Origin of the sequence: Peribacillus sp. NJ11 (assembly GCF_030348405.1) — a bacterium.
GTDB lineage: Bacteria > Bacillota > Bacilli > Bacillales > DSM-1321 > Peribacillus.
In genome coordinates, this window is the sequence record NZ_JAUCFO010000001.1 from 138,262 (window position 1) to 160,904 (window position 22,643).

Annotated in this window: 23 protein-coding genes; 11 read left to right on the top strand and 12 right to left on the bottom strand. The window is 40.0% G+C overall.

Annotated features, from left to right (window positions below):
* Positions 1 to 38 precede the first annotated feature (38 nt).
* Positions 39 to 881, bottom strand: a complete 843-nt coding sequence (locus tag QUF86_RS00695; protein WP_289333312.1) for a MurR/RpiR family transcriptional regulator — start codon at positions 879 to 881, stop codon at positions 39 to 41.
* Between the two features lie 373 nt (positions 882 to 1,254).
* Here QUF86_RS00695 and QUF86_RS00700 point away from each other — a divergent pair, with 373 nt between their 5' ends.
* On the top strand, positions 1,255 to 1,416 hold the full coding sequence (locus QUF86_RS00700; protein ID WP_289333313.1) for a hypothetical protein: 162 nt from the start codon (positions 1,255 to 1,257) through the stop codon (positions 1,414 to 1,416).
* A 94-nt stretch (positions 1,417 to 1,510) separates the two neighbouring features.
* On the opposite strand, the gene QUF86_RS00705 is transcribed toward QUF86_RS00700, so the two are convergent.
* The 3 genes from QUF86_RS00705 to QUF86_RS00715 form a co-directional block, all read right to left on the bottom strand.
* Positions 1,511 to 2,392: a radical SAM/SPASM domain-containing protein gene (locus tag QUF86_RS00705; RefSeq protein WP_289333314.1), complete on the bottom strand. Its 882-nt coding sequence runs from the start codon at positions 2,390 to 2,392 to the stop codon at positions 1,511 to 1,513.
* 251 nt (positions 2,393 to 2,643) lie between these two features.
* On the bottom strand, positions 2,644 to 2,964 hold the full coding sequence (locus QUF86_RS00710) for a DUF3889 domain-containing protein (RefSeq protein ID WP_289333315.1): 321 nt from the start codon (positions 2,962 to 2,964) through the stop codon (positions 2,644 to 2,646).
* A 49-nt stretch (positions 2,965 to 3,013) separates the two neighbouring features.
* Positions 3,014 to 3,982 (bottom strand): M14 family zinc carboxypeptidase, encoded by a 969-nt coding sequence (locus QUF86_RS00715; RefSeq protein WP_289333316.1) that lies wholly within the window; start codon positions 3,980 to 3,982, stop codon positions 3,014 to 3,016.
* Between the two features lie 132 nt (positions 3,983 to 4,114).
* Here QUF86_RS00715 and QUF86_RS00720 point away from each other — a divergent pair, with 132 nt between their 5' ends.
* Complete coding sequence (locus QUF86_RS00720; protein ID WP_048689737.1) at positions 4,115 to 4,357, top strand: YhdB family protein; 243 nt, start codon at positions 4,115 to 4,117, stop codon at positions 4,355 to 4,357.
* 130 nt (positions 4,358 to 4,487) lie between these two features.
* Here the strand turns inward: QUF86_RS00720 and QUF86_RS00725 are convergent, their stop codons facing one another.
* From QUF86_RS00725 to QUF86_RS00735, 3 genes are all read right to left on the bottom strand, one after another.
* Positions 4,488 to 5,015: an NADPH-dependent FMN reductase gene (locus QUF86_RS00725; RefSeq protein WP_289317721.1), complete on the bottom strand. Its 528-nt coding sequence runs from the start codon at positions 5,013 to 5,015 to the stop codon at positions 4,488 to 4,490.
* 221 nt (positions 5,016 to 5,236) lie between these two features.
* Positions 5,237 to 6,967: a phospho-sugar mutase gene (locus QUF86_RS00730; RefSeq protein WP_289333317.1), complete on the bottom strand. Its 1,731-nt coding sequence runs from the start codon at positions 6,965 to 6,967 to the stop codon at positions 5,237 to 5,239.
* 153 nt (positions 6,968 to 7,120) lie between these two features.
* The gene (locus tag QUF86_RS00735) at positions 7,121 to 8,668 is read right to left on the bottom strand and encodes a bifunctional GNAT family N-acetyltransferase/carbon-nitrogen hydrolase family protein (protein WP_289333318.1); all 1,548 of its coding nucleotides are present in this window, start codon (positions 8,666 to 8,668) and stop codon (positions 7,121 to 7,123) included.
* A gap of 190 nt (positions 8,669 to 8,858) precedes the next feature.
* Between QUF86_RS00735 and QUF86_RS00740 the strand changes: the two genes are divergently transcribed.
* Positions 8,859 to 9,296 carry a disulfide oxidoreductase gene (locus tag QUF86_RS00740; protein WP_289317724.1) on the top strand — a complete coding sequence of 146 codons (438 nt, stop codon included), beginning with the start codon at positions 8,859 to 8,861 and terminating at the stop codon, positions 9,294 to 9,296.
* Positions 9,296 to 9,766: a thioredoxin family protein gene (locus QUF86_RS00745; RefSeq protein WP_289317725.1), complete on the top strand. Its 471-nt coding sequence runs from the start codon at positions 9,296 to 9,298 to the stop codon at positions 9,764 to 9,766. Before QUF86_RS00740 ends, QUF86_RS00745 begins: the two co-directional genes overlap by 1 nt.
* A 68-nt stretch (positions 9,767 to 9,834) precedes the next feature.
* Here QUF86_RS00745 and QUF86_RS00750 read toward each other — a convergent pair whose 3' ends face one another.
* On the bottom strand, positions 9,835 to 10,254 hold the full coding sequence (locus QUF86_RS00750) for a DUF5365 family protein (protein WP_289317726.1): 420 nt from the start codon (positions 10,252 to 10,254) through the stop codon (positions 9,835 to 9,837).
* A 231-nt stretch (positions 10,255 to 10,485) separates the two neighbouring features.
* On the opposite strand from QUF86_RS00750, the gene QUF86_RS00755 reads away from it, so the two are divergent.
* Positions 10,486 to 11,397, top strand: coding sequence for an RluA family pseudouridine synthase (locus tag QUF86_RS00755; RefSeq protein ID WP_289333320.1), 912 nt, complete (start codon positions 10,486 to 10,488; stop codon positions 11,395 to 11,397).
* A 178-nt stretch (positions 11,398 to 11,575) separates the two neighbouring features.
* On the opposite strand, the gene QUF86_RS00760 is transcribed toward QUF86_RS00755, so the two are convergent.
* Both QUF86_RS00760 and QUF86_RS00765 read right to left on the bottom strand, forming a co-directional pair.
* Positions 11,576 to 11,830, bottom strand: a complete 255-nt coding sequence (locus QUF86_RS00760) for a GlsB/YeaQ/YmgE family stress response membrane protein (RefSeq protein ID WP_170946860.1) — start codon at positions 11,828 to 11,830, stop codon at positions 11,576 to 11,578.
* Between the two features lie 477 nt (positions 11,831 to 12,307).
* A complete protein-coding gene (locus QUF86_RS00765; RefSeq protein WP_289317728.1) occupies positions 12,308 to 13,138 on the bottom strand; it encodes an aldo/keto reductase in 831 nt (276 codons plus the stop codon).
* Positions 13,139 to 13,516: 378 nt separating this feature from the next.
* On the opposite strand from QUF86_RS00765, the gene QUF86_RS00770 reads away from it, so the two are divergent.
* The 6 genes from QUF86_RS00770 (at position 13,517) to ald (ending at position 19,975) form a co-directional block, all read left to right on the top strand.
* A complete protein-coding gene (locus tag QUF86_RS00770; protein WP_289317729.1) occupies positions 13,517 to 14,515 on the top strand; it encodes an inorganic phosphate transporter in 999 nt (332 codons plus the stop codon).
* A 237-nt stretch (positions 14,516 to 14,752) separates the two neighbouring features.
* Positions 14,753 to 15,373 carry a DUF47 domain-containing protein gene (locus QUF86_RS00775; protein ID WP_289317730.1) on the top strand — a complete coding sequence of 207 codons (621 nt, stop codon included), beginning with the start codon at positions 14,753 to 14,755 and terminating at the stop codon, positions 15,371 to 15,373.
* Positions 15,374 to 15,388: 15 nt separating this feature from the next.
* Complete coding sequence (locus QUF86_RS00780) at positions 15,389 to 16,387, top strand: inorganic phosphate transporter (protein WP_289317731.1); 999 nt, start codon at positions 15,389 to 15,391, stop codon at positions 16,385 to 16,387.
* A gap of 129 nt (positions 16,388 to 16,516) precedes the next feature.
* Positions 16,517 to 17,773 carry a PucR family transcriptional regulator gene (locus tag QUF86_RS00785; protein ID WP_289333322.1) on the top strand — a complete coding sequence of 419 codons (1,257 nt, stop codon included), beginning with the start codon at positions 16,517 to 16,519 and terminating at the stop codon, positions 17,771 to 17,773.
* 49 nt (positions 17,774 to 17,822) lie between these two features.
* Positions 17,823 to 18,644, top strand: coding sequence for an EcsC family protein (locus tag QUF86_RS00790; protein ID WP_289333323.1), 822 nt, complete (start codon positions 17,823 to 17,825; stop codon positions 18,642 to 18,644).
* 197 nt (positions 18,645 to 18,841) lie between these two features.
* Positions 18,842 to 19,975 carry an alanine dehydrogenase gene (ald, locus tag QUF86_RS00795; RefSeq protein ID WP_289333324.1) on the top strand — a complete coding sequence of 378 codons (1,134 nt, stop codon included), beginning with the start codon at positions 18,842 to 18,844 and terminating at the stop codon, positions 19,973 to 19,975.
* A gap of 379 nt (positions 19,976 to 20,354) precedes the next feature.
* Here ald and QUF86_RS00800 read toward each other — a convergent pair whose 3' ends face one another.
* Both QUF86_RS00800 and proC read right to left on the bottom strand, forming a co-directional pair.
* Complete coding sequence (locus tag QUF86_RS00800; protein WP_289333325.1) at positions 20,355 to 21,722, bottom strand: FAD-binding oxidoreductase; 1,368 nt, start codon at positions 21,720 to 21,722, stop codon at positions 20,355 to 20,357.
* Between the two features lie 84 nt (positions 21,723 to 21,806).
* Positions 21,807 to 22,613 (bottom strand): pyrroline-5-carboxylate reductase, encoded by an 807-nt coding sequence (gene proC, locus QUF86_RS00805; RefSeq protein WP_289333326.1) that lies wholly within the window; start codon positions 22,611 to 22,613, stop codon positions 21,807 to 21,809.
* Positions 22,614 to 22,643: the final 30 nt, after the last annotated feature.

The following is a 22,643-nucleotide window of genomic DNA, read 5'->3' on the forward strand; positions in this document are numbered from 1 at the left end:
CCCGGTTAATCGGTTTGCATCTCGAACTGATGTTTATCTCAAAAGAAATAATCGTCTTGATTGAACGCGTCATATATAGCTTTTCTCTCTTTAAAACCCTGTTCATCTTTAATCGATACACCTGCTACTAAACTATTCAATAGTGAGAATAAAACCGGTGCCGTATCGATAGTGGAAGTCCTAGGTGTTGAAATGGGCAATAAAATGTCAGTGAAGTCAGCAATTGGAGCCAGTTCAGAATCCGTAACGCCAATAACAAATGCCCCGGCTTGTTTGGCCATTTCCGTGATTTTCACAGTCTCTTTCACATAACGGTGAAATGAAATGGCCACAAAAACGGAATTTTCAGTCATTTTATTCAACAATAAAAAAATATCATCTGTATCCGGCCTATATAAATGGACCTCTTCCCTTACTAGCCTAAGCGTAAAGGTTAACCAATGTGCTGCCGAAAATGATAACCGATGTCCTGATACCAATACATTGTCTGCTGCCGCCAATTTATCAATTGTTTTGGAGAAATCTTCATTTGATAAATTTTTGATTGTCTTTTCGATGCTGACGATATCCTGCCCCATCACTTGAGCCATGAAGTTTGGCTGATTCGCAGCTTCAAGTTTTGAAGAATGATATTCATTCAAACCGCTACTCTCGAATATCAACTGATTGCGAATAAGTTTTTGAAGTTCCGCAAATCCGCTTAACCCCAATGAATAACAAAAGCGGATGATGGTCGTTTCACTCACGCCTATATCTTTTCCGAGCTTTTGAGCTGAAGTGACTGCAAATGTATGTGAATGTACTAACAAGTATTTTGCTACCTTTTTTTGGCCAGTTGATAAATCTGGGAAAACCTCTTTAACTTTTTGCTGTAAATCCATAAAACATCCCCTCTGTTGCAAGAAATGAATCCAAAACTTTAAATATTCCAATATGAAGTTTTCGCTTCGTCAATAATAAAGAGTATTTTATCATGGGATTTTCAATAAAACAATAATATTCAGAATTTTTAATAAGAAGGTGGTTACTGTCCTTCAATCGCAAAAAAAAACACGAAGATGAACTCCGTGATTTCAGTTTGGCGACAAAATGGTGTTCGGAGTCCGAATAGTGAGGTGAAGGTCAAAAAAAATTCGTGAACGGTCGAATCTAGTGCTTCAACGACCGAATACAGTGCGTGAACGGCTGAATAAAGTGTGGTTTTGGTCGATAAACTGCGTCAACGGCCCAAGACAGTAAAGCGGGTCGAATACAGTGCTCCGGTCTTTATGGTTTTTTACTGTAATCCTCATTGGATTGAAGAAATTTGCGACACTCCTGCCGAATTACTGGCTAGCCGAGACACCAAAGGCGCTTGTGCCGAGGGGGCTTGGCAGACAGTCGGCGGAAAGGGAGCGGATTTCTGAAATCAACTGAACTTGTTAAATAAAAAACTGCAGGCAAACTGAGTTTTCATCAAGTTTGTCTACAGTCTGAAACCACGAAGATGGACTCCTTGGTTTTCCTTCATTTATTTTTTATGACGCTTTGCATAGCCACATCGTTTACATAATTCTTCAACTGCACATCTTCTTGAAAAGCCGTCATACATATTTTTAGCCCGTTCACCATTTAAAATGTCTTCAAGTGACGTTTCAAATATATTACCTAGTGGAATTTTCCCTTCACTATCCAAACAACAAGGTACGACTGTACCATCCACCAAGATGCCTAACTGATCTCTAAGAGCATAGCAGAAAATATTCTCATCGATAATGTCACGGTCCAATTCCGGCCACTCGAATTTTTCAGCCATGTTTATATATACACGGTCCTTCAACTTAATATTATTCTTTTGCTGAAGGGCTTCACTTAAGCGAACGTCCAATGAAAGCTTTTCTTCCAACATGCTGAGAATATCGTCGTTCAGGCCATTACTCGCTTTTAGTTCATCCGTATCCATATTCCATAAACGAATGGCACAAATCATTTCACTTTTTTCATTTGCTTCATTTATGAAATCGGCAATATTACTGACATATGAGTCAAGACTGTTGCTCGTATCGTTTGCCTCGAAGCTATGAAGTGAAATATTCACCTGACGAAGGGCTTTTTTGGAGAGCAGCTTATCTTTGACCTTTTGAATCAAAGTGCCGTTCGTTGTTATATTCACCTTCAGGTCATTTTCAGCACTGATATCCAGGAATGTACCCAAATTTTTATTTAAAAATGGTTCACCCATCAAATGAAAGTAAATATGATCGGTGTGTGGTTTGATTTTCTCGATTACACGCGTAAACCCTTCAGGATCCATGAATTTCAGCGTCCTTTGCAAGCTGGAGCTTGGACAGAAATTACACTTCAGGTTACATATATTAGTAATTTCCACATAAACTTTCTTAAACTTTCTCATTTTCTAATACCCCTACTATCAAGCTTATTGTTTCAATCTGATACTAACTATACTGGTTAGCTGCTCATAAATGCAATGAAAACTTCATGGCAGCATATATCAGGGAATGGATGGCTATCATTTCCCACTGGCAACTTATCCGATATCCACCATTTCCTGGACAATCTTCTAATCAAATCAGAAAAAAACATCTTCTCGATGTGAAGATGTTGGACAGGATACAAACCTTTGATTTTCCGTTTGTTCTTAAATCACTTTCCTTTTTGCTCGGTGACCTTTAAACTAAGTAATTTTTCATTTTTCAAATCATGTTGTACGGTCACGATTACAGTGAACTGATTTCCTTTATCCTCGACTAAAAATCTGAAATCGTCTTCGACAAGATTTTTCGCTACAGTTTTTCTCCCCTTATAGGCATAATCGGTAATCTCAACTTCAGGATAATCAGCCTGCACTACGGTGATCGCAATCTTTCCGTATTTTTCGTAATCGGGTTTTTGGGCTTGTGCTGAAATGGCCCCTGCTTGTATAATCAAAAAAATCCCCATTAACATCACGATGACTTTTTTCAAAATCTTTTCCTCCTCATACTTTCCTCTTGATATTATTATGTAAAATTGTTTATTTGTTATGCACATGCATCGCTTCTTTTACAAGCATGATCCCAACTAATCGATTCCTCTTCCATTCCTCAGGAAATACAGTCAATGGAGGATTGGTTTCATCCACTAAATAACTAAGTTCGATTGTCATTCCCGGGCGGCTGAATTCCGTTATGAACCAATCCGTAAATCCGCTTCCTACCGCTTCCTTTTCCGGAAAGGTCAGTTCATACCCAGTCAATTCCGAAGTTTTTTTGGCAATCCCATAATCCCTCGCCATATTTTCCCGTTTATTTTTGTAATGCCAAAAGATTTCCCTTCCTGAAGTATGATAGGAAACGGCAATAAGGGGATCGATTTCCCTTGTGAACTCCGCAAGCGCCTTCACTTCAGCTGCTTCAAGTGGTTGTTCGCCCTTATAAAATTGATAAGTTGGTTTTGTTTCATGACTCATGACTTCTTTCCATCCAGCCGGATACTGCCTATTTAAATCAATGCCTTTGGCATTAGCTTTCCATCGCGACCAATTCTTGCTATATCGATTCATTTTCCATACTGCTGCCTTTTCAAGTATATTTAAGTTTGATAAATCGCCTTGCTGGATGCTGACTCCATCTGGATTCAGCATCGGGATAAACCAGATGCTAACTTCATCCAATGATCTTGACGGATATCCTTCAACAGGTTTGCCCGCTCGATAGGCGGCTGCATAGTCTTCAAGCATGCTCATTAAAATTTTGGAGCTGAGCCATTCCCGACCATGATGTGATCCAACAAGCATAATCGTTTTTTTTCCTTTTCCTAACTTGACTGCCTTTATATTTTTCCCCTTTTCAGTTTGTCCGATAATTTGAACATCCAATTCATACTTGTTTTGAATTCCTTGCAGATCCATTTCCATCTGTTCAGGGGAATACACTTCTTGTGCCAGTGTGGTTTCAGGAAAAAAAAGCAGGACCAATATTCCAATTACCATTAGTTTTCGCATGTACTCACCTTTTATTTTTATTCAGGTAAAAAGCAACAACCGCGGTCCAAATACATCGCCACTTATTGTAAGGAAATATTCTGTCCGATCTGAACAAAATACAAATAGCTCCTTATTAAGGGGGAGAACTACATGAGGATTGCGGATTATGATCAGGCATTGTTTCACACACACCGTTCCGATTGGGACAGCTTGTTAGTATTGATGGTTCGAACGAAAGATCACTTTCTTTCGAAAAAAATAGAACATTTTTTGCACGCTTACCGGTTTGAGCATGATTATCAAATCGTTCAATCCCAGCTGTATGCTCTGCTTCGTTATCTGGATCATGCGGCAGAAAAAACAAGTGATTATTTAAGTGAACTTCCAAGCTAAAATCAACTATAGTTTTTGCTAAACGGGAAAATTTATACAAGAAGATTGATTTTCGGGGATTTAACTTTGGCTGGTGAAACCCTATAAAAACAAGGAAGGGTCAGGTATTAAATACCTGACCCTCATTTCATTATTTTTTCATTGTTGCATATGCAGTTGCATACATTTTAAGATCTTCAATTAAACCTTCAACAAGTACGGCAGATTCTTCAATTAAACCATCATTTTCATAATCGAAGCAATGTGGATCCAAAACCAGTTGTTTGGCAATCACATTTGCATACAGACTGCGGCCCACTGTCCTCATGGAATTCAAGGCGTTGATCCCGCCTTTTCCTCCGCCGGAGACGGCTAATAAAGCGACTGGTTTATGCGTGAATTGTTCATTGCTAAGAAAATCCAAGGCATTTTTCAAAGCTCCACTCATTAAACCGTGATATTCCGGAGTGGCCAGGATCACGCCATCCGCTTCCCCGATGCTTTTGCGAAGACCTTGAATCACGTCCAATTGATATTGCTCACCTTCACCTGAATATAAAGGGATCTCACTATTGCTTAAATCAATAAGTTCCGCTCCGTATTTCTTGGAAATGTAGCGTGAGGCTATACCTGTACGCCCTTGTTTACGTGGTGAACCATTAATGATTACTAATTTCATGAATATATACCTCCATTATTCCTATATGCTGTTCACTCTAAATACAATAATTAATCGATGTTTTCCGAGATCACTCGCCAATACAGTATACCAAAACTGAAACGGAAATTCCTAGAATTTTGATTATTCATGCTACTGGAAATTCCCAGAGTCAACTTTCATACACTTTACCCGAAAAAAAAAACGAAAGACCTAAGTCTTTCGTTTATCTTTTCATCCATTTAAACTAATGCTTCAATCTTGCTCATGAAATCTGTCATGACTCCCGATAACTTGGACTCAGCTTCCTGCATTGATTCACCTTGGACACCGAAATAGAATTTAATTTTTGGTTCAGTGCCTGAAGGACGGAGGCAAACCCATGTACCATCTTCAAGGAAATACTTCAATACGTTTGATTTCGGTAGCTCGATCTGTTCTTCACCATTTGAAAGTAATGTACGCTTTTTGCTACTTTGATAATCTTCTTCAACGACTACCGGGATGCCTGCTATTCGAGCAGGAGGATTTTGACGGAATTGATTCAATATTCCTTGAATCTGTTTCGCTCCCTCAATGCCCTTTAAAGTTAATGAACGCAATCCTTCCAAGTAGAAGCCGTACTTTTCAAACACATTCAGTAACCCCTCATATAGTGTCAATCCCTGTTTTTTATAATGGGCACAGACCTCGACAGCCAGCACTGCCGCTTGAATGGCATCCTTATCACGTGCAAAGTCTTTTATCAGATAACCGTAGCTTTCTTCATATCCGAACAGAAAGCTATTTTCCCCGCTTTCATCATATTGATTTATTTTCTCGGCGATGAACTTAAACCCGGTAAGTACATCAACCGTCTGCAAGCCATACGACTTCGCAATCGTCCGACCGATTTCTGATGTGACGATTGTTTTTAAGACGACTCCATTTTCAGGAATCTTCCCTTTTTCTTTTTTCTGGGACAGTAAATAATCCAGGAAAAGGGCACCTGTTTGATTTCCAGTCAGGACAACATATTGGCCCATCTCGTTTTTCACGGCAATCCCAAGTCGATCGGCATCCGGATCCGTTGCTATCAATAAGTCCGCTTCCACTTTGTTTCCAAGCTCTATCGCCATTTCAAATGCAGCCGGTTCCTCTGGATTTGGAGACTTGACAGTCGAAAAATCCGGATCTGGAAGTTCCTGTTCCCTAACGATATGCACATTTTGATACCCTAAGCTTTGCAGTGCCCTTCTGACGGATTTATTTGCCGTTCCATGAAGAGGAGTAAAGACGATTGACACATCAATTTCCTCGGCAAGCTGTGGGTTCTCGGGAACTGTAAGCAACTCCCGGTTATACGCTGCATCCAATTCCTCCCCAATCATTTCAATGAGGCCCCGGCCTTTAAGGACTTCTGCTTCTTCAATCTGAATTTCAAGCTCACTTTCAATAGCATTCACGTAGCCGATCACTTGATCCGCTCCTTCAGGTGGCAATTGGGCCCCATCTGGTCCATAAACCTTGTAACCATTATATTCAGGCGGATTGTGGCTTGCCGTGATGACGATTCCAGCAAAAGCATTAAGTTCGCGAACCGCAAATGATAATTCTGGTGTCGGTCGCAATTCATCGAATAAATAAGCCTTTACCCCGAATGTTGCCAAGGTTTTAGCTGCTTCGAGTGCAAACTCCGGGGACTTATGTCGTGAATCATAAGCAATCACGGCCCCTCTTCCTTTTGCCTCTTCCCCAAACGATGAGATAAATTGAGCCAACCCAACCGTTGCCTTCCTTACAGTATAAAGATTCATCCGGTTAGTTCCGACTCCAATTTCCCCACGCATTCCGCCTGTTCCAAATTCTAAATTCTTATAAAAGGCATCTTCGAGTTTTGCTTCATCCCGCTGCATTTCCTCAAGGAGGACACGTAATTCCCCATTTAAATTCTGGTACTCTGCCCAAGTGGTGTATAAAGATTTCCAGTTCATCTCCAACATCTCCTCCCAAACGCCTGATTTGTAATTATTATGTATCAGCTTACATATACAAAATTATCACATTTATTCCAATAAATGAAGCAAAGGCTCGTAATGAACAGAACCGCATCCAGCGTTCTTCACATCACGAGCCCTTTTTTCACTTTATTTTTCGCCTTTTTGATAATGCAGTTTGTATATATCATGGCGGCGATCTTTCAATTGCGTTACAGTACCGGACTGCCGCTCCCGGCGTAAGATTTCCAAATCAACATCGCCAATCAGGACCATCTCTAGGTTCGGACTGGTTTCCCCGACTATGCCGTCACGTGCAAATTCGAAATCCGATGGAGCGAAGATTCCGGATTGAGCATATTGGATATCCATATTTTCCGTTTGCGGAAGATTCCCGACCGTTCCGGAAATGACTGTATAGATTTGATTTTCCACAGCACGGGCCTGGGCACAATAACGAACGCGCAGATAGCCTTGCCTGTCTTCTGTACAAAATGGAGTGAATATGATTTTGGCTCCCATGTCGGTAGCAATCCGGGCAAGTTCCGGAAACTCAATATCATAACAAATTTGTATGGCAATCTTTCCACAGTCCGTATCAAAGACACGAACTCGGTCACCTGCGTTGATGCCCCACCATTTTCTTTCATTCGGTGTGATGTGAATTTTATATTGCTTTTCAATCGTCCCGTCACGACGGAATAAATAAGCGATATTATAGATGTTGTCATCATCTTCTTTTACGAAATGGGAGCCGCCGATGATATTTATGTTATACCTCACAGCTAAAGTGGTAAATAATTCAATGTACTGCTCCGTGAATTCGGACAGTTTCCTTACAGCCAAGCTTGGTGATCTTTCATTTAGGAAAGACATCAGCTGGGTGGTGAACAATTCAGGGAATACGGCAAAATCCGCATTAGCATCCGAAGCGACGTCGGTGAAATACTCGACTTGGTTAGCGAAGTCTTCGAATGAATCGATTTTACGCAGCATGTATTGCACGACGCAAATCCGTACCGGTTCAGATGTTTTATAATAACGTTTTGTTTTCGGCTGATAATCGACGTTATTCCACTCCATGAGCGTAGCATACTTATTGGATTGCAGATCATCCGGCAAATAATTCGGGTTGATCCTCATGAGCGTGAACCCATTTAAAAGCTGGAACGAAAGTACCGGATCATATATTTTATGCAATTGCACTTCTTTCACATATTCCCTTGGTAACAGTTCCTCCGCATGTTTATGGTAATTGGGGATCCTGCCTCCGATAATGATGCTTTTTAAATTCAATTGGGCAACAAGTTCTTTCCTAGAATCATATAGTCTTTGACCAATTTTCATCCTGCGGAATTTAGGATGGACCATGACCTCGATTCCATATAAATTATAACCGTCCGGATTATGGTTAGTGATGTACCCACCATCTGTTACATCGTCCCATGTATGGCGATCATCATATTCGTCAAAATTAATAATGAGGCTGGAACATGAGCCAATCACTTTTCCATCATATTCAGCTACAAACTGTCCTTCCGGAAAAATTTCCAGATGGCTCTCAAGCTGATCTCGCTTCCAAGGAACCATTCCAGGAAAGCAACTCGACTGCAAAGCAATTATTTCATCTATGTCTCCTAGCCTCATATTACGTATTTCCATTATTTTTTCATATTTATGCAGGTCCAAATTAGGCATTTTCCTCAGACTCCTTTGATCTCTTCCATAAGAATTATACCCCTTATTCAAAAATTAAAACACCTGAACCTGCCCAAGGCATTGATAAAATCCATTCTGATTGTCCCTTAAAAAGAATATATATTTTACAGACGCCGTCCATACATACTATACTTTTCATGAGAGCAAAAAGAGATGGGGAAGAGGAACCATGAACAATACAAAACGCAGTGTGGAAAACTTATTATTTGTAGCCTGGGCTGCTTCCATCATTGCTATGTTTGGAAGCTTATATTTTTCTGAAATCAAGCAATATGAACCATGTGCGCTCTGTTGGTATCAACGGATCATCATGTATCCTTTTACAATCATTTTAGGAATTGCAATCATTCGAAAAGATTATTGGATCAGCTTTTATACCATGATATTATCCGCTATCGGTGCATTCATTTCCACGTACCATTATTTGATACAAAAGGTTTCATTCTTTTCTGACCACACCCTTGCATGCGGAAGGGTTCCATGTACAGGACAATATATAAACATATTTGGTTTCATTACCATCCCGTTCCTAGCCTTGACTGCATTCATCATTATTTTCATATGCAGTTACATCATATGGACAAGATCCAAGGAGGTTGCAGCTTAATGAAGAAAATGGCTATATTTTTAGTGATAATCGTCGCGATATTTGTCCTGCTGGGCGTTTTTACAAACATGAAAAAGGAAGAAAAATCAAAAGGAAATCCATACGGCAAGGATAAGCTTCATCCCGCTACTGTCGATCAGCTGGATGATCCCAATTATCAAAACTTGATACTGCCGGAAGAATTGGAGCAGGACCTCCAGGATAATAAAGATATGACCGTTTATTTCTATAGTCCTACTTGCACGCACTGTCAAAAAACCACACCAATCGTTGCGCCTTTGGCAGAAAAGTTGGGAATCGACCTAGTTCAATACAACCTTAAGGAGTTTGAACAAGGATGGAGCGATTATGGCATCAAAAAGACTCCGACCATCGTTCACTATAAAAATGGACAAGAACAAGAACGGATCGTTGGCTTTAATGAAGAGGAAACCTTCGAGAAATGGTTCAAGGACCACGATCTTAATTAAGGATGGAAAAAATGAGCCGGCCCTAACGGAAATGCTTCTCCCGTTATAGCCGGCTCATTTTTTATCCCTTATACTAAATATTGATTCGCCACCTGCATATCCATCATCTGCATATCATTACTTAGTTCATGGTTTATACAGGAAAAATGGTCATAATAAAAAGGGAAGAATATTCCGTATTCATTCAATAGAGTGATGTTATGTTGGAACAATTCTTCAGATTCAGATTCCAACACAATAGAATCTGCTTTCTTCTGTTTGTCTAATATCGACATGAGGACTTGAAGACATGTCATTACTTGAAATGCATCTCTTAATGTTGCAAAGTAGGTAAAAGAACCTTGATTTGGCTCCAAAACGCCAATCTTGCGAAAATGAAGGATTTCACTTTCCGTAAAGTATTTCGGAAATACAGATTCGTAGAAACGAGAAACGAGGCTCGCTATTTCTTGTTCTTGCTCTTCCGTTGAAGAAAAGACTGTCTTCACTAAAAAAACCACCTTTTTTCAGATCCGTTAGACCTATCTAATATATGTATATTCTAGGACAAGCGATTTCTTTCCCCATAGAATAACATAAAAATTGTAAAAAATATGTGGTAATTTCCACCACATAAATCTTGACAATAGGTCCAAGATCACTTTTTTATGACTTATCTGTAATTATTATATATTTTTTTCATTTGACCACAACCAAATAAGTCGAAAGTAGGAATGAAATTGGAAGATTTCAAAATTACTAACCAACATTTAATAATAGAAGTTCTTCAAAGTTGGAATGGATTAACATTGGAAAAGCTTTTCAGGGAGCGGTGGAAAGCCCCAAAGAAGTTGGTCCATGAATGGAGGATGAGTAAAGAAGTGACAGTGAATGGCCATTCCGTCACATGGTCAACTGTCCTTACTGAAGGAGATACGATATGCATTCCCTTGCTTGATCACGTTGAAAATGAACCGGTTAAAGCGGCTGACTTAGGAATATCCATCTTATATGAAGATGACGTGTTGTTGATAGCCAATAAACCGGCTGGAATGGATACTCACCCTTCTCAACCCGGTGAAGCACACTCCCTCATCAATGGAGTGGCGCACCACCTTCGACAAACTGGCCAGAACTGTATGATCAAGCATATTCATAGGCTTGATAAAGATACCACCGGTGCGGTCCTTTTTGCCAAAAACCGTCTCATTGGGTCCATGCTGGACAGAATGTTGGAAGAAAGGGAAATCAAACGGACTTATCTTGCATTAGTTGAAGGAAACATTAAAAGGGATGAAGGCGAAATCAAAGAAAAAATTGGCAGGGACCGCCACCATGCCACGAGACGAAGGGTATCCCCTACAGGCCAGACGGCAGTTACCCATTATCAGGTGCTCAATCGTAATCCAAAGAAAAACTTGACGCTCGTTAGCTGCACCTTGGAAAGCGGCCGAACCCACCAGATCAGGGTGCATTTCAGCCATTTGAATCACCCCTTGGCTGGAGATACCCTGTATGGCGGAAGAAGGACATTTCCACGTCAAGCCCTGCATGCAAGGAAAATCGAATTCATCCACCCCATTTCCGAAGAAAAATTGATTATTGAAGCTCCTTTCCTGGATAAACCTGAAATATTCGATCTTCACATATAATTGAAAAACACCGTTCCATTTCGGAACGGTGTTTTTTAATGCACTAATGGACGGATTATTTGGTTCTGGGACGAATTATACTGCTCAGCGGACAGATTTTCCGCATCGCAGACAAATTCCATTCCGGTTCAGTATAAAAAAAAATAGCTGGCCACTTGGGCCAGCTTTATTTTTGTATTTATGAAGCTTTTCTCATGCCTTTTAAGATAAGGCTTAAGATGAAGACAAACACGATAGCACCAATCAATGCTGGAATAATAGCGAAATCTGCTACTGATGGTCCCCAGTTCCCAAGAATTAATGAACCTAACCATGCACCAACAAAACCAGCGATGATGTTACCGATAATTCCAAATGGTACGTCACGTCCAACGATCATACCTGCTAACCAACCGATGATACCTCCGATAATTAATGACCATAAAAATCCCATAATATATTTCCTCCTTCTAATTAGTTGATTTTTTACTATCTACAGCAGACTCCAAGAAATCTCATCACACTTCCATATTGTCATGCCTTCAGTTCTTTTAACTTTTACATCCAAATGGTATGATGCCGATTACGCACAATATCTAATGAATGTGAATGTTTTAGTTATTGGGTAGAGTTAGCTAGCTAGGGCCCCTGAGGAACTGATTTGACAATCCTCAATGTGTTAGTATGTTTTTCTTTTTGTTTGCCGCTGTACTCATTATTTTCCCCGTTTAACTAATCTAAAACCTAATTTTATTTAAAAATATTTGGCAACAGAAACAGGAGTATTAGACATAATAAACGGGTATAGCATATGTTTAACTCTGTCACATAGTTAGTATAAGCAATAACTGTGTCAAATATGTTCATAAAGAAAAAAGAAAAAGGATGCCCCTTTATCGGGACATCCTCTTATCATTTTCAACATTCTTATTTAGAACAAAAGTTCATCTGGATTGCTTCCGAACCGTTCATTTTTGTTCAAGGCATCTATTTGGTTCATTTCGTTAAGGCTTAATGAAAAATCAAATACCTGTGCATTTTCCTCGATACGGGACGGCGTAATCGATTTGGGTATTACTACGAGATCATGTTGAAGATGCCATCTAATTAACACTTGCGCTGAACTTTTCCCGTGCTTCTTAGCTATATGATTAATTGTTGGTTCTTCCAATAAGTTCCCCCTGCCTAGCGGGCTCCATGATGTCACCTTTATTTCATGTTTTGCACAGTAATCACGAATTTCGAGTTGAGTCAAAAGTGGATGCAATTCGATTTGATTTACGACCGGTTTCACTTCACTATTTGCAAGTAAATTTTCCAAATGATGAACATGGAAATTACTTACACCGATTGATTTCACTTTTCCATCCTTATAAAGCTTTTCCAGCGCCCTCCATGTTTCCAGATATTTATCTTTTCCAGGCCAGTGAATCAAGTATAAATCCAAATATTCCAAACCAAGGCGATTTAAACTATCATCAAATGCCTGAAGCGTGGTTTCGTATCCTTGCTCCGTATTCCATACTTTAGATGTTATGAACAATTCTTCACGAGGTACTCCGCACTCCCGAATCGCCTGTCCAACACCTTCTTCATTTTCATAAATGGCTGCCGTATCAATTGCACGATATCCTACTTGGATTGCTTTCTTAACGGATTCAACCGTTTCTTTGCCATTTTTCACTTTGAAAACACCGAAACCCAACTGTGGCATTTGAACTCCATTATGTAGAGTGATCGTTTCCGCAATATTTGAAATCATCCTTCATCCCCCTTACTTTTATTTACCAATTATACATCGCCCTAACTTCTATTTCTAACCATAAGCCTCGGGATTTAAAAAGCCCCATTATCCTTTTAATATAATAAAATGAATAATTTGTCATTAAATCCTTCACTAAGTTAAATATTTTGTAAAAAAATGACGAAACGTCTATCCTTATAGATATGAAATTCGTTACAATGAAATAGTTCGTTTTAAAACCAAGTAATAAAGAAGGTGCCATCTTTAAAAAATAATCAACCTTAAAAACTCCCATTTTATATAATGAGGGGTTGCAAACTGTCCTGTACTGCGCCCATTCATGGGCCACAATCCAAATTCACATTACATACTTGAAATCAAGGGAGTCTTCCATGTATGAATAGCATATTCATCTTAACGGCGCTAATTATTATATTTGCTTTGGTCTTTGATTTTATCAATGGTTTCCATGATACGGCTAACGCCATCGCTACAGCAGTATCAACCAAGGCGCTTAAACCACGTCATGCAATCATCATGGCTGCGGTCATGAATTTATTGGGAGCACTGACTTTTACCGGTGTAGCGCATACCATTACGAAGGATATCGTTGATCCTTTCACATTAAACAACGGCTCTTATGTAATCCTTGCTGCTCTGCTCTCTGCAATAACGTGGAATTTAATCACCTGGTATTTCGGCATTCCAAGCAGTTCTTCACATGCAATCATTGGGTCAATAGCAGGAGCGGCCATCGTGGCTAGTGGATTCGATGCAATAAAATGGAGTGGATTCACTAAAATTGTCCAGGCATTGATTCTATCTCCCATCCTTGCCTTTACGCTTGGATTCATTGTATACAGTATCTTCAAGGTAGTATTCAAAAATAATAATTTAGGAAAGACCAATAAGCGATTCAGGAGAATACAAATTCTTACGGCAGCCATCCAGTCTTATACACACGGAACGAATGACGCTCAAAAATCGATGGGTATCATCACGATGGCTTTAATCGCTAACGGATATGCCTCTACCTCGGAAGTTCCTTTCTGGGTACAATTATCCTGCGCAATAGCCATGGCGCTTGGTACATCAATCGGAGGGTGGAAAATCATCAAAACCGTTGGCGGTAAAATCATGAAAATACGGCCGGTTAATGGGGTGGCTGCAGATATGACTGGTGCAGCAATCATTTTCGGTGCCACATTCCTGCATATGCCGGTCAGTACTACACATGTCATTTCTTCTTCCATACTTGGTGTCGGTTCTGCACACCGCATCAAAGGCGTAAAATGGGGAACTGCTAAAAGCATGTTGATTACTTGGTTCATTACCTTGCCGATTTCCGCTTCATTAGCTGGAATTATTTATTATTTAATAGCTTTATTTTTATAGAACCTTCAGCCTTTCCACTTCGGGAAGGCTTTTTTCTACAAATATCGCCTTTGTAAGTGTAACTGTTTCCCATTTTTTACTTATCCTTGTTTTTGTTTGTAAAGTTTTATTAAGATTTTGTAAATTTTCGTCGAAAAACCTTCCCTGAAACTACATGAATTCGTTACAATCAATTTGTTAATACTAAACGTACGATAAAAGTGTGTAAAATTGCATGACTAATTGGGAGGCTTTAACATGGCTTTTAAATCAAAAAAAGACAAATTCGCAGTAATGCTTTTCAACATTGCTCAAAACCTTAAAGAAGGTGCTGACTATTTCGCGGATTATAAACTCAAAAACATCTCCGATCTAAAAGTATTTTCAGATACTATGAAAGATTATGAGCATAAAGGCGATTCAATGGTTCATAACGTGATTAAAGAGCTGAACAATGCCTTTATCACTCCTATCGAACGCGAGGATATCCTTGAACTAACCATGAGAATGGATGATGTCATAGACGGTTTGGAACACTGTGCCGCATTATTCGAAATGTACTCAATAGTCAATGCAGATGAGTATATGCTTAAGTTTGTGGATGCAATCAAGCAGTGTACGTATGAGATTGAAACAGCTGTCGATACACTATCCACGAAAAAATTACCAATGATTCGTGAAAATGCAATCAAAATTAAAGATCTTGAATCCGTTTGTGACGGGATCCAACGTCAATCAATCAAAAACTTGTTTACAGTTGAAAAAGATCCAATCAGGATCATTCAATATAAAGAAATTTACGAAAGCCTTGAAGAGATTGCCGATCACTGTCAAGCAGTGGCCAATACACTTGAAACAATCATAATGAAAAACGCCTAAGGAGTACCCCAATAAATGGATACTTTATTAATTTTAACAATATTAATCGTTTTCTTTGCTTTAGCATTTGACTTCATCAATGGTTTCCATGATACAGCCAATGCAATAGCCACTGCTGTTTCAACAAAGGCCATGAAGCCTCGGCATGCCATCATCATGGCAGCCATCATGAATTTCGTCGGAGCTATGACATTTACTGGAGTAGCGAAGACCATAACCAAAGATATCGTGGATCCGTTCACGCTTCCGAATGGTTCATATGTAATCTTGGCTGCTCTGCTTGCCGCGATCATATGGAACCTTCTTACCTGGTATTACGGAATACCAAGCAGTTCCTCCCACGCATTGATTGGTTCGATTGCAGGTGCCGCCATTGCTGCAGCTGGATTCGCCGGAATTAAATGGGAAGGATTCATGAAAATTCTTCAAGCTTTGATCTTCTCCCCGTTAATTGCTTTTGCAATCGGGTTTATCGTATACAGCATCTTTAAAGTGGTCTTTAAGAACAATAACCTGACAAAAACAAACCAAAAATTTCGTACTATACAGATTGCTACTGCAGCACTTCAATCGTATACCCACGGAACGAATGACGCTCAAAAAGCGATGGGTATCATCACGATGGCCCTTATTGCAAATGGTTATGCATCAAATGCCGATATCCCCTTCTGGGTTCAATTTTCCTGTGCGTTAGCAATGGGACTTGGAACTTCCGTAGGTGGATGGAAAATCATTAAAACCGTTGGCGGCAAAATTATGAAGATCCGTCCGGTCAATGGTGTTGCAGCGGATTTAACCGGAGCCTTTATCATCTTCGGCGCGACCGTAATACACATGCCAGTCAGTACTACCCATGTTATTTCCTCTTCAATCCTTGGAGTTGGAACCGCCCATCGTGTCAAAGGCGTAAAATGGGGAACGGCAAAAAGAATGATCATCACTTGGTTCATTACCATTCCCATCTCGGCAACATTAGCAGGTTTGATTTATCTTTTGATTAATTTCCTATTCTAAAATAAAAATCCCTTCCGATTTTCGTCGGCAGGGATTTTCTGTTTTATGAAGGATTTATCTATGCTTATTAATAGGAAATCGTTTAAAATTCAAGGAGAAGGAATTTTTTTAAGCGAGGGGCACAAAAAAATGAAGGAATTAGAAAAAAATAGAGATATTTTTAAAGGCCTTTATGGAGATATGATGGAGTTTGCCGATAGAATCAGTTCTGTTTTAGGTTGCCCCATTACAATCGAGGACGGTAATCACCGCTTACTTGCTTATAGCACACACGATGATACTACGGATCAGGCTCGTATCATGACCATAATCGGAAGACGCGTCCCTGAAAAGGTCATCAACAGTTTATGGAAAGATGGCTTCATCCCAGCTTTATTGAAAGAAGATGCCCCCATTAAGATCGGGGCCATCAATGATGTCGGTCTCGGTAACAGGGCTGCGGTGTCCATTCGGAAAAATAATGAAGTCCTTGGATTCATTTGGGCTTTGGAAGTAAATGAACCTTTCTCCGAAGAAGATATGGAATTTCTGCAATTCGCTGCCAAAGAGGCGAAAAACCAGTTACAGCAATTGCAATTGAAAAAGAAAAGGAAAGAAGCGGGTAATCAAGAGTTCCTTTGGCGCATGCTGACTGGACACTACCAAGAAGAATCGGAAATAATTGAAAATTTCACGAAATTCTCCTTACTTGTTCCGGTGGTTTTTTCCATATTGGTATTCGAATTTCCTGAAGAGATCAATCGCGAAGTGGAGCGATACATTTCATACATGTTAACGACTACGCAAAAGATAAACAGTTCCTTATTTGCGATTGACCATAACAGGCTCATTCTTTTTGCAGGAGTCAACCAGGAAAACAGCCCTTCTTTCACATCATCGATTTATGATTTCATCCCTTTTTTCATTTTGGAAATGAAACGGCGTTTCGGTGTTGAGCATATCCTTGGAACGGCTGGCCATATGTATAAAAACTTATTGGATGTTAAAACAAGTTACGATGAAGCTCAATACACTCTAAAAATGAAGACTATTTTCCCTGATGACATGAAGCTCATCTTACATTATGAGGAACTTGGCATGTTTCAAATGATTGAATCGCTCGCAAGCAACAAACAACGTCATGTTCATCCTTCCATCCTGAAGCTAAAAGCATATGACATGAAAAACCAGACGGAAATGCTGCAGACACTCACTGTCTATCTAGAAAAAGACTGCAACCCAAATGAAGCTTCAAGAAATCTTCATATCCATGTGAATACATTGAATTACCGATTAAAAAGGATTTCAGAAGTGGGAAATATCCGGTTAAAAGACCCGATTCAAAAAATGTCCCTCTTTCTTAACATTAAACTTGATCAATATGATAAATTTTTCAAGAAAAATTAATGATAAATTCCCTGATATGGAATACTAGAAATGTGGAAAGGCTGATCATATGAAATTTGAAACAAAAGAAGAACTTGAGAAGGAATTAATAATCATTGAAAAATGGGAGAAGAATCAGAAAGGGCTATGGTTTTGGGAACGGATTGGGCGAATCCCCTTCAAACTATTGGATAAGCTGACACCGGATTTCATTCAGAAAAAATTGGGTGTCATGCTTGATGAAATCGGCAGCTATGTTCAGAATGGCGGAAAATATTTAACGAAAGAAGCTCAAATTCTAAGTCAGCTACAGGCCAAGAATCCCGAATTGAAAATTACTTCCCTGGAAGATGTATCAAGCATTCCCCTCCATATCATGGATAGCGTGAGTCAAGATATTAAAAATTCAGGCAGCAAATTGGCAACGGTTCAAGGTGCCACTACCGGTATTGGCGGAATCTTCACCTTAGCCATCGACATCCCCCTTCTACTCGGCATGTCGATCAAAACACTTCAAGATATCGCCATCACATATGGGTTCGATCCCAGTGACCGTCAAGAGCGTATTTTCATCGTCAAATGTCTGCAATTCACAACATCGGATGTTGTAGGCAAAAAGGCACTATTAAATGAATTGTCGAAAATGCACCTGCCTGATTCCGAATCAAAAAGGGAAATAGCATCCGAGCTGCAAGGATGGCGAGAAGTCGTTTATACATACCGTGATCAGTTTGGCTGGAAAAAGCTTTTGCAAATGGTTCCTGTTGCTGGAATTATCTTTGGAGCCCTTACCAATCGATCGATGATTGCCGATATAGCCGATACCGGAATCATGCTTTATAAAAAAAGACGGATTTTAGAGCGCATTCAAGAACCTATTTCGAAAAATTAACTTCAGCGTTATATTTTCTAACGTTTATGATATGAATCAGGGTTCTTAATCCTGACAAGTCCATGTTTATTGATATTGCGTTTGTGGAATTCCACAAATACACCTTTTTCATTTTTCTGATTTCCACATACTAACTGTTTCTATTTCCAACTATACTTGTGATACAAATAGTAAAACATATTATTGGAGGGATTAAGATGAGAATAGGAATTCCAAAAGAGATTAAAAACAATGAAAACCGTGTAGCTATCACTCCAGCTGGGGTTGTAGCATTAGTCAATGCAGGGCATGAAGTATTAATCGAAATGAACGCAGGTCTAGGAAGCAGTTTTACAAATGAATCATATCAAGAAGCTGGTGCTGTAATAGTCGAGGACGCTGCTAGCGTTTGGGCAAGCACAGAAATGATCATGAAAGTAAAAGAACCTATCTCATCTGAATATAAATATTTCCGAAAAGATTTAATCCTTTTCACATATTTGCATCTTGCGGCTGAACCGGCACTAGCTCAGGCCCTAAAAGAAAGCGGTGTCTTGGCCATTGCTTATGAAACGGTTGCAGTGAACCGCACACTTCCTTTATTGACACCAATGAGTGAAGTTGCAGGACGCATGGCTGCACAAATCGGTGCTCAGTTCCTGGAAAAAAATAACGGTGGTAAAGGAATCCTCTTAAGCGGAGTTCCTGGAGTGAAACGTGGTAAAGTCGCTGTTGTCGGTGGAGGCATGGTTGGAACGAATGCAGCTAAAATCGCTATAGGATTAGGCGCAGATGTTACAATTCTTGACTTAAGCCCTGACCGCCTACGTCAACTTGATGATATTTTCGGAAATGAACTGACTACACTCATCTCCAATCCTTATAATATTGCAGAAGCAGTCAAAGATGCTGATTTAGTGATTGGTGCTGTGTTGATTCCAGGTGCTAAAGCTCCTAAGCTCGTTTCTGAAGAAATGGTTAAATCGATGTCTCCAGGTTCAGTCATTGTCGATGTTGCAATCGACCAAGGCGGTATCTTCGAAACAGTTGACCATATAACAACACATGATAACCCTACTTATGTTAAACATGGAGTAGTGCATTACGCAGTGGCAAATATGCCAGGTGCAGTGCCTCAAACCTCTACAGTTGCTTTAACTAACGTAACAGTGCCATTTGCACTGCAAATCGCAAACAAAGGCGCCATCAAAGCGATCCTTGAAAATGATGCACTTGCAAAAGGCGTCAATGTGGCGAACGGTGAAATCACGTTTGAAGCAGTTGCAACAGACCTAGGCTACAACTACGTAAGTGTTGAAAACGCCTTAAACCCAAATAACATTAACGCTTAATATAAAAATAAGACTCCAGACATCTGGAGTCTTATTTTTTTTGAAAGGGAATTGGGTAGATTTATTTGGATGAAAGATCGATTTATCACGCTCATCGGTCGATTTATTCCGATGAAGGTTGAATTATCTCGATATGGGTCGGTTTATCACCACGAACAGGCGATTTTTCTTTCCGATTATAGGTCAGTTTAAAGACGAAAATAAATTTTATCCGTTTATTTTTTAAAAATTACGTGATATGAAATTAGTGTTTGAATTGGTCCATATCTAGGCTATGATATGCCACTAACATTTTATATGGGATCAAGTCTGCCTTTTCACCAATTGATTATTGTACATTTTTTGGTTGTTAATACTCTACCATAATTAAACATTCCTCTTAATCTATGAAAATTTTCCCCGGATTCATTATTCCTTTCGGGTCCAATGCTTGTTTGATCGTTTTCATCACTTCGTAAGCTGCTCCATGTTCCCTTCGCTGATACTTCGATTTTCCAAGTCCTACCCCATGTTCACCTGTACATGTACCGCCTTTGGTTAAGGCAAATTCAACGATGTCTTCATTTAACCTCTTCGCTTCTTTCACTTCTTCAGGATTTTTCAGATCGATCATGAACAATACATGATAATTCCCGTCACCTACATGTCCTACAATCGCCCCCTCCACTTTTGATTGTTCGACTTTCTTTCTTGCATCCAATATGGCATTCGATAATTCATGAAGGGGCACACTTACGTCGGTCACCATCAGCTTCTTTCCCGGGGCACTGTGAATTAATGCGTACGCGAGATTATGGCGGGCTTCCCATAAAGCATTCCGTCCTTTTGAATCAGTTTCAAACTGGATATCCCCACAGCCAAAATCACTTACGATTTCCTTGGCAAATTTGACGTCCTGTTCAAGTCCGGCAAAGTTACCATGAAACTCCAGGAATAAAGTTGGTTTGACATCATAGGATTTGTCCATGAATTGATTAACTTTTTTTATGGACTCTGCATCAACCAATTCAATTCGTGCAATTGGGATTCCAGCAAGCATGATCCCATTAACCGCAGATACTGCCTGTTCGACGGTTGGAAATGAGGCTCTTCCTGCCATGGTGACCTCAGGAATGCCGTATACCTTTAATGTCAGTTCAGTAAATACACCTAGTGTACCTTCCGACCCGACAAACAAGCCATTCAAATGAATGCCTGAAGATGATTTTGTCGCTAAACTTCCGGAATGGATCACCTCACCGTTTGCTAAAACCACTTCCAAATCCCTGACTTGATCGCGCATTATCCCATATTTGACCGAGGTCGTCCCACTTGCATTCGTAGCTGCCATCCCTCCCAATGTAGCATCGGCACCCGGATCGACGGAAAAGAACAAACCATACCTTTTTAATTCTTTATTGAGTTGCGTCCTTGTCACACCTGGTTGGACCTTCACAAGGAAATCATTTTCCCTGATTTCCAATACTTGATTCATCAAGGACAAATCCAGTGAAATTCCCCCTTTGACTGGAACGACATGACCCTCCAAACTTGATCCCAATCCAAAAGGAATGACCGGTATTTCATGCTCATTCGCATAACGCATGACTGCGCTGACTTCCGCAGTATCCCTTGGATATATGACCATATCCGGTAAATGAGGAGTGTGATAGGATTCATCATGGCTGTGCTGTTCCAATAATGTTTCATTCACCGTTACTTGTTCTTCCGTCAGAATCTTCCTTAATTCTTCTATATAACCATTCATTATGCAGCCTCCTCTTTTTTTCACCAAACATTCTGAAAATGGTAAGCGGATGAGATCGCCCGCTAATAGGCAATCCATCTTTTTTCATTTACTGAAACCTTTCGTTTTATCCGTGCAGGCCTTCATTGCCTGTAGAATACTTGATCTAAGCTGGTTCTCTTCTAATGACGCTACCGCAGTTATCGTTGAACCACCCGGCGTGCAGACATCATCCTTTAAAGCAGCAGGATGTCTTTCCGTTTCTAGTACCATTTTAGCAGCGCCCATTACAGCTTGTGCTGCCATTCGGTATGCTTGTTTTCGTGGAATGCCATCACGGACCCCTCCATCAGCCAGCGCCTCGATGAACATGTATACATAAGCAGGCGACGAACCGCTGATGGCCGGTACTGCGTCCATCAGATCTTCATGCAGGATTTCCGTTTTACCGAAACTATTCAGCAGTGCAGTCACATCCTCTATATCAGCATCGGTAATTTCATCATTAATGCTCATTGCCGTCATGCCTTCACCTACAAGTGAAGGAGTGTTGGGCATCGTCCGGACAACTTTCACTCTTTTTCCGAAGCAGTTTTCAACTAGAGATACAGTGATCCCAGCAGCCATGGTAATGATCACAACGTCATCTTTCACATGATTCTTCACTTCTTCAAGCACTTGCTCATGCATGGCAGGTTGAATCCCTAGAAAAAGAAAATCGGCAAAACCGGCAACCTCTTTATTATCCAAAGTGCCTTTAACCTTATATTTCGTGGTGATTTTAGTTTTCGTTTCCACACTCGCTGAACTGACCATGATTCCATCAGGTGAAATGACCTCTGCATGCAACATGCCCTCAAGCATTGCCTCACCCATTTTACCGCATCCAATAAACCCAATTTTTTTATTCATTCCGTACACTTCCAATCATAAGTTCGTCTA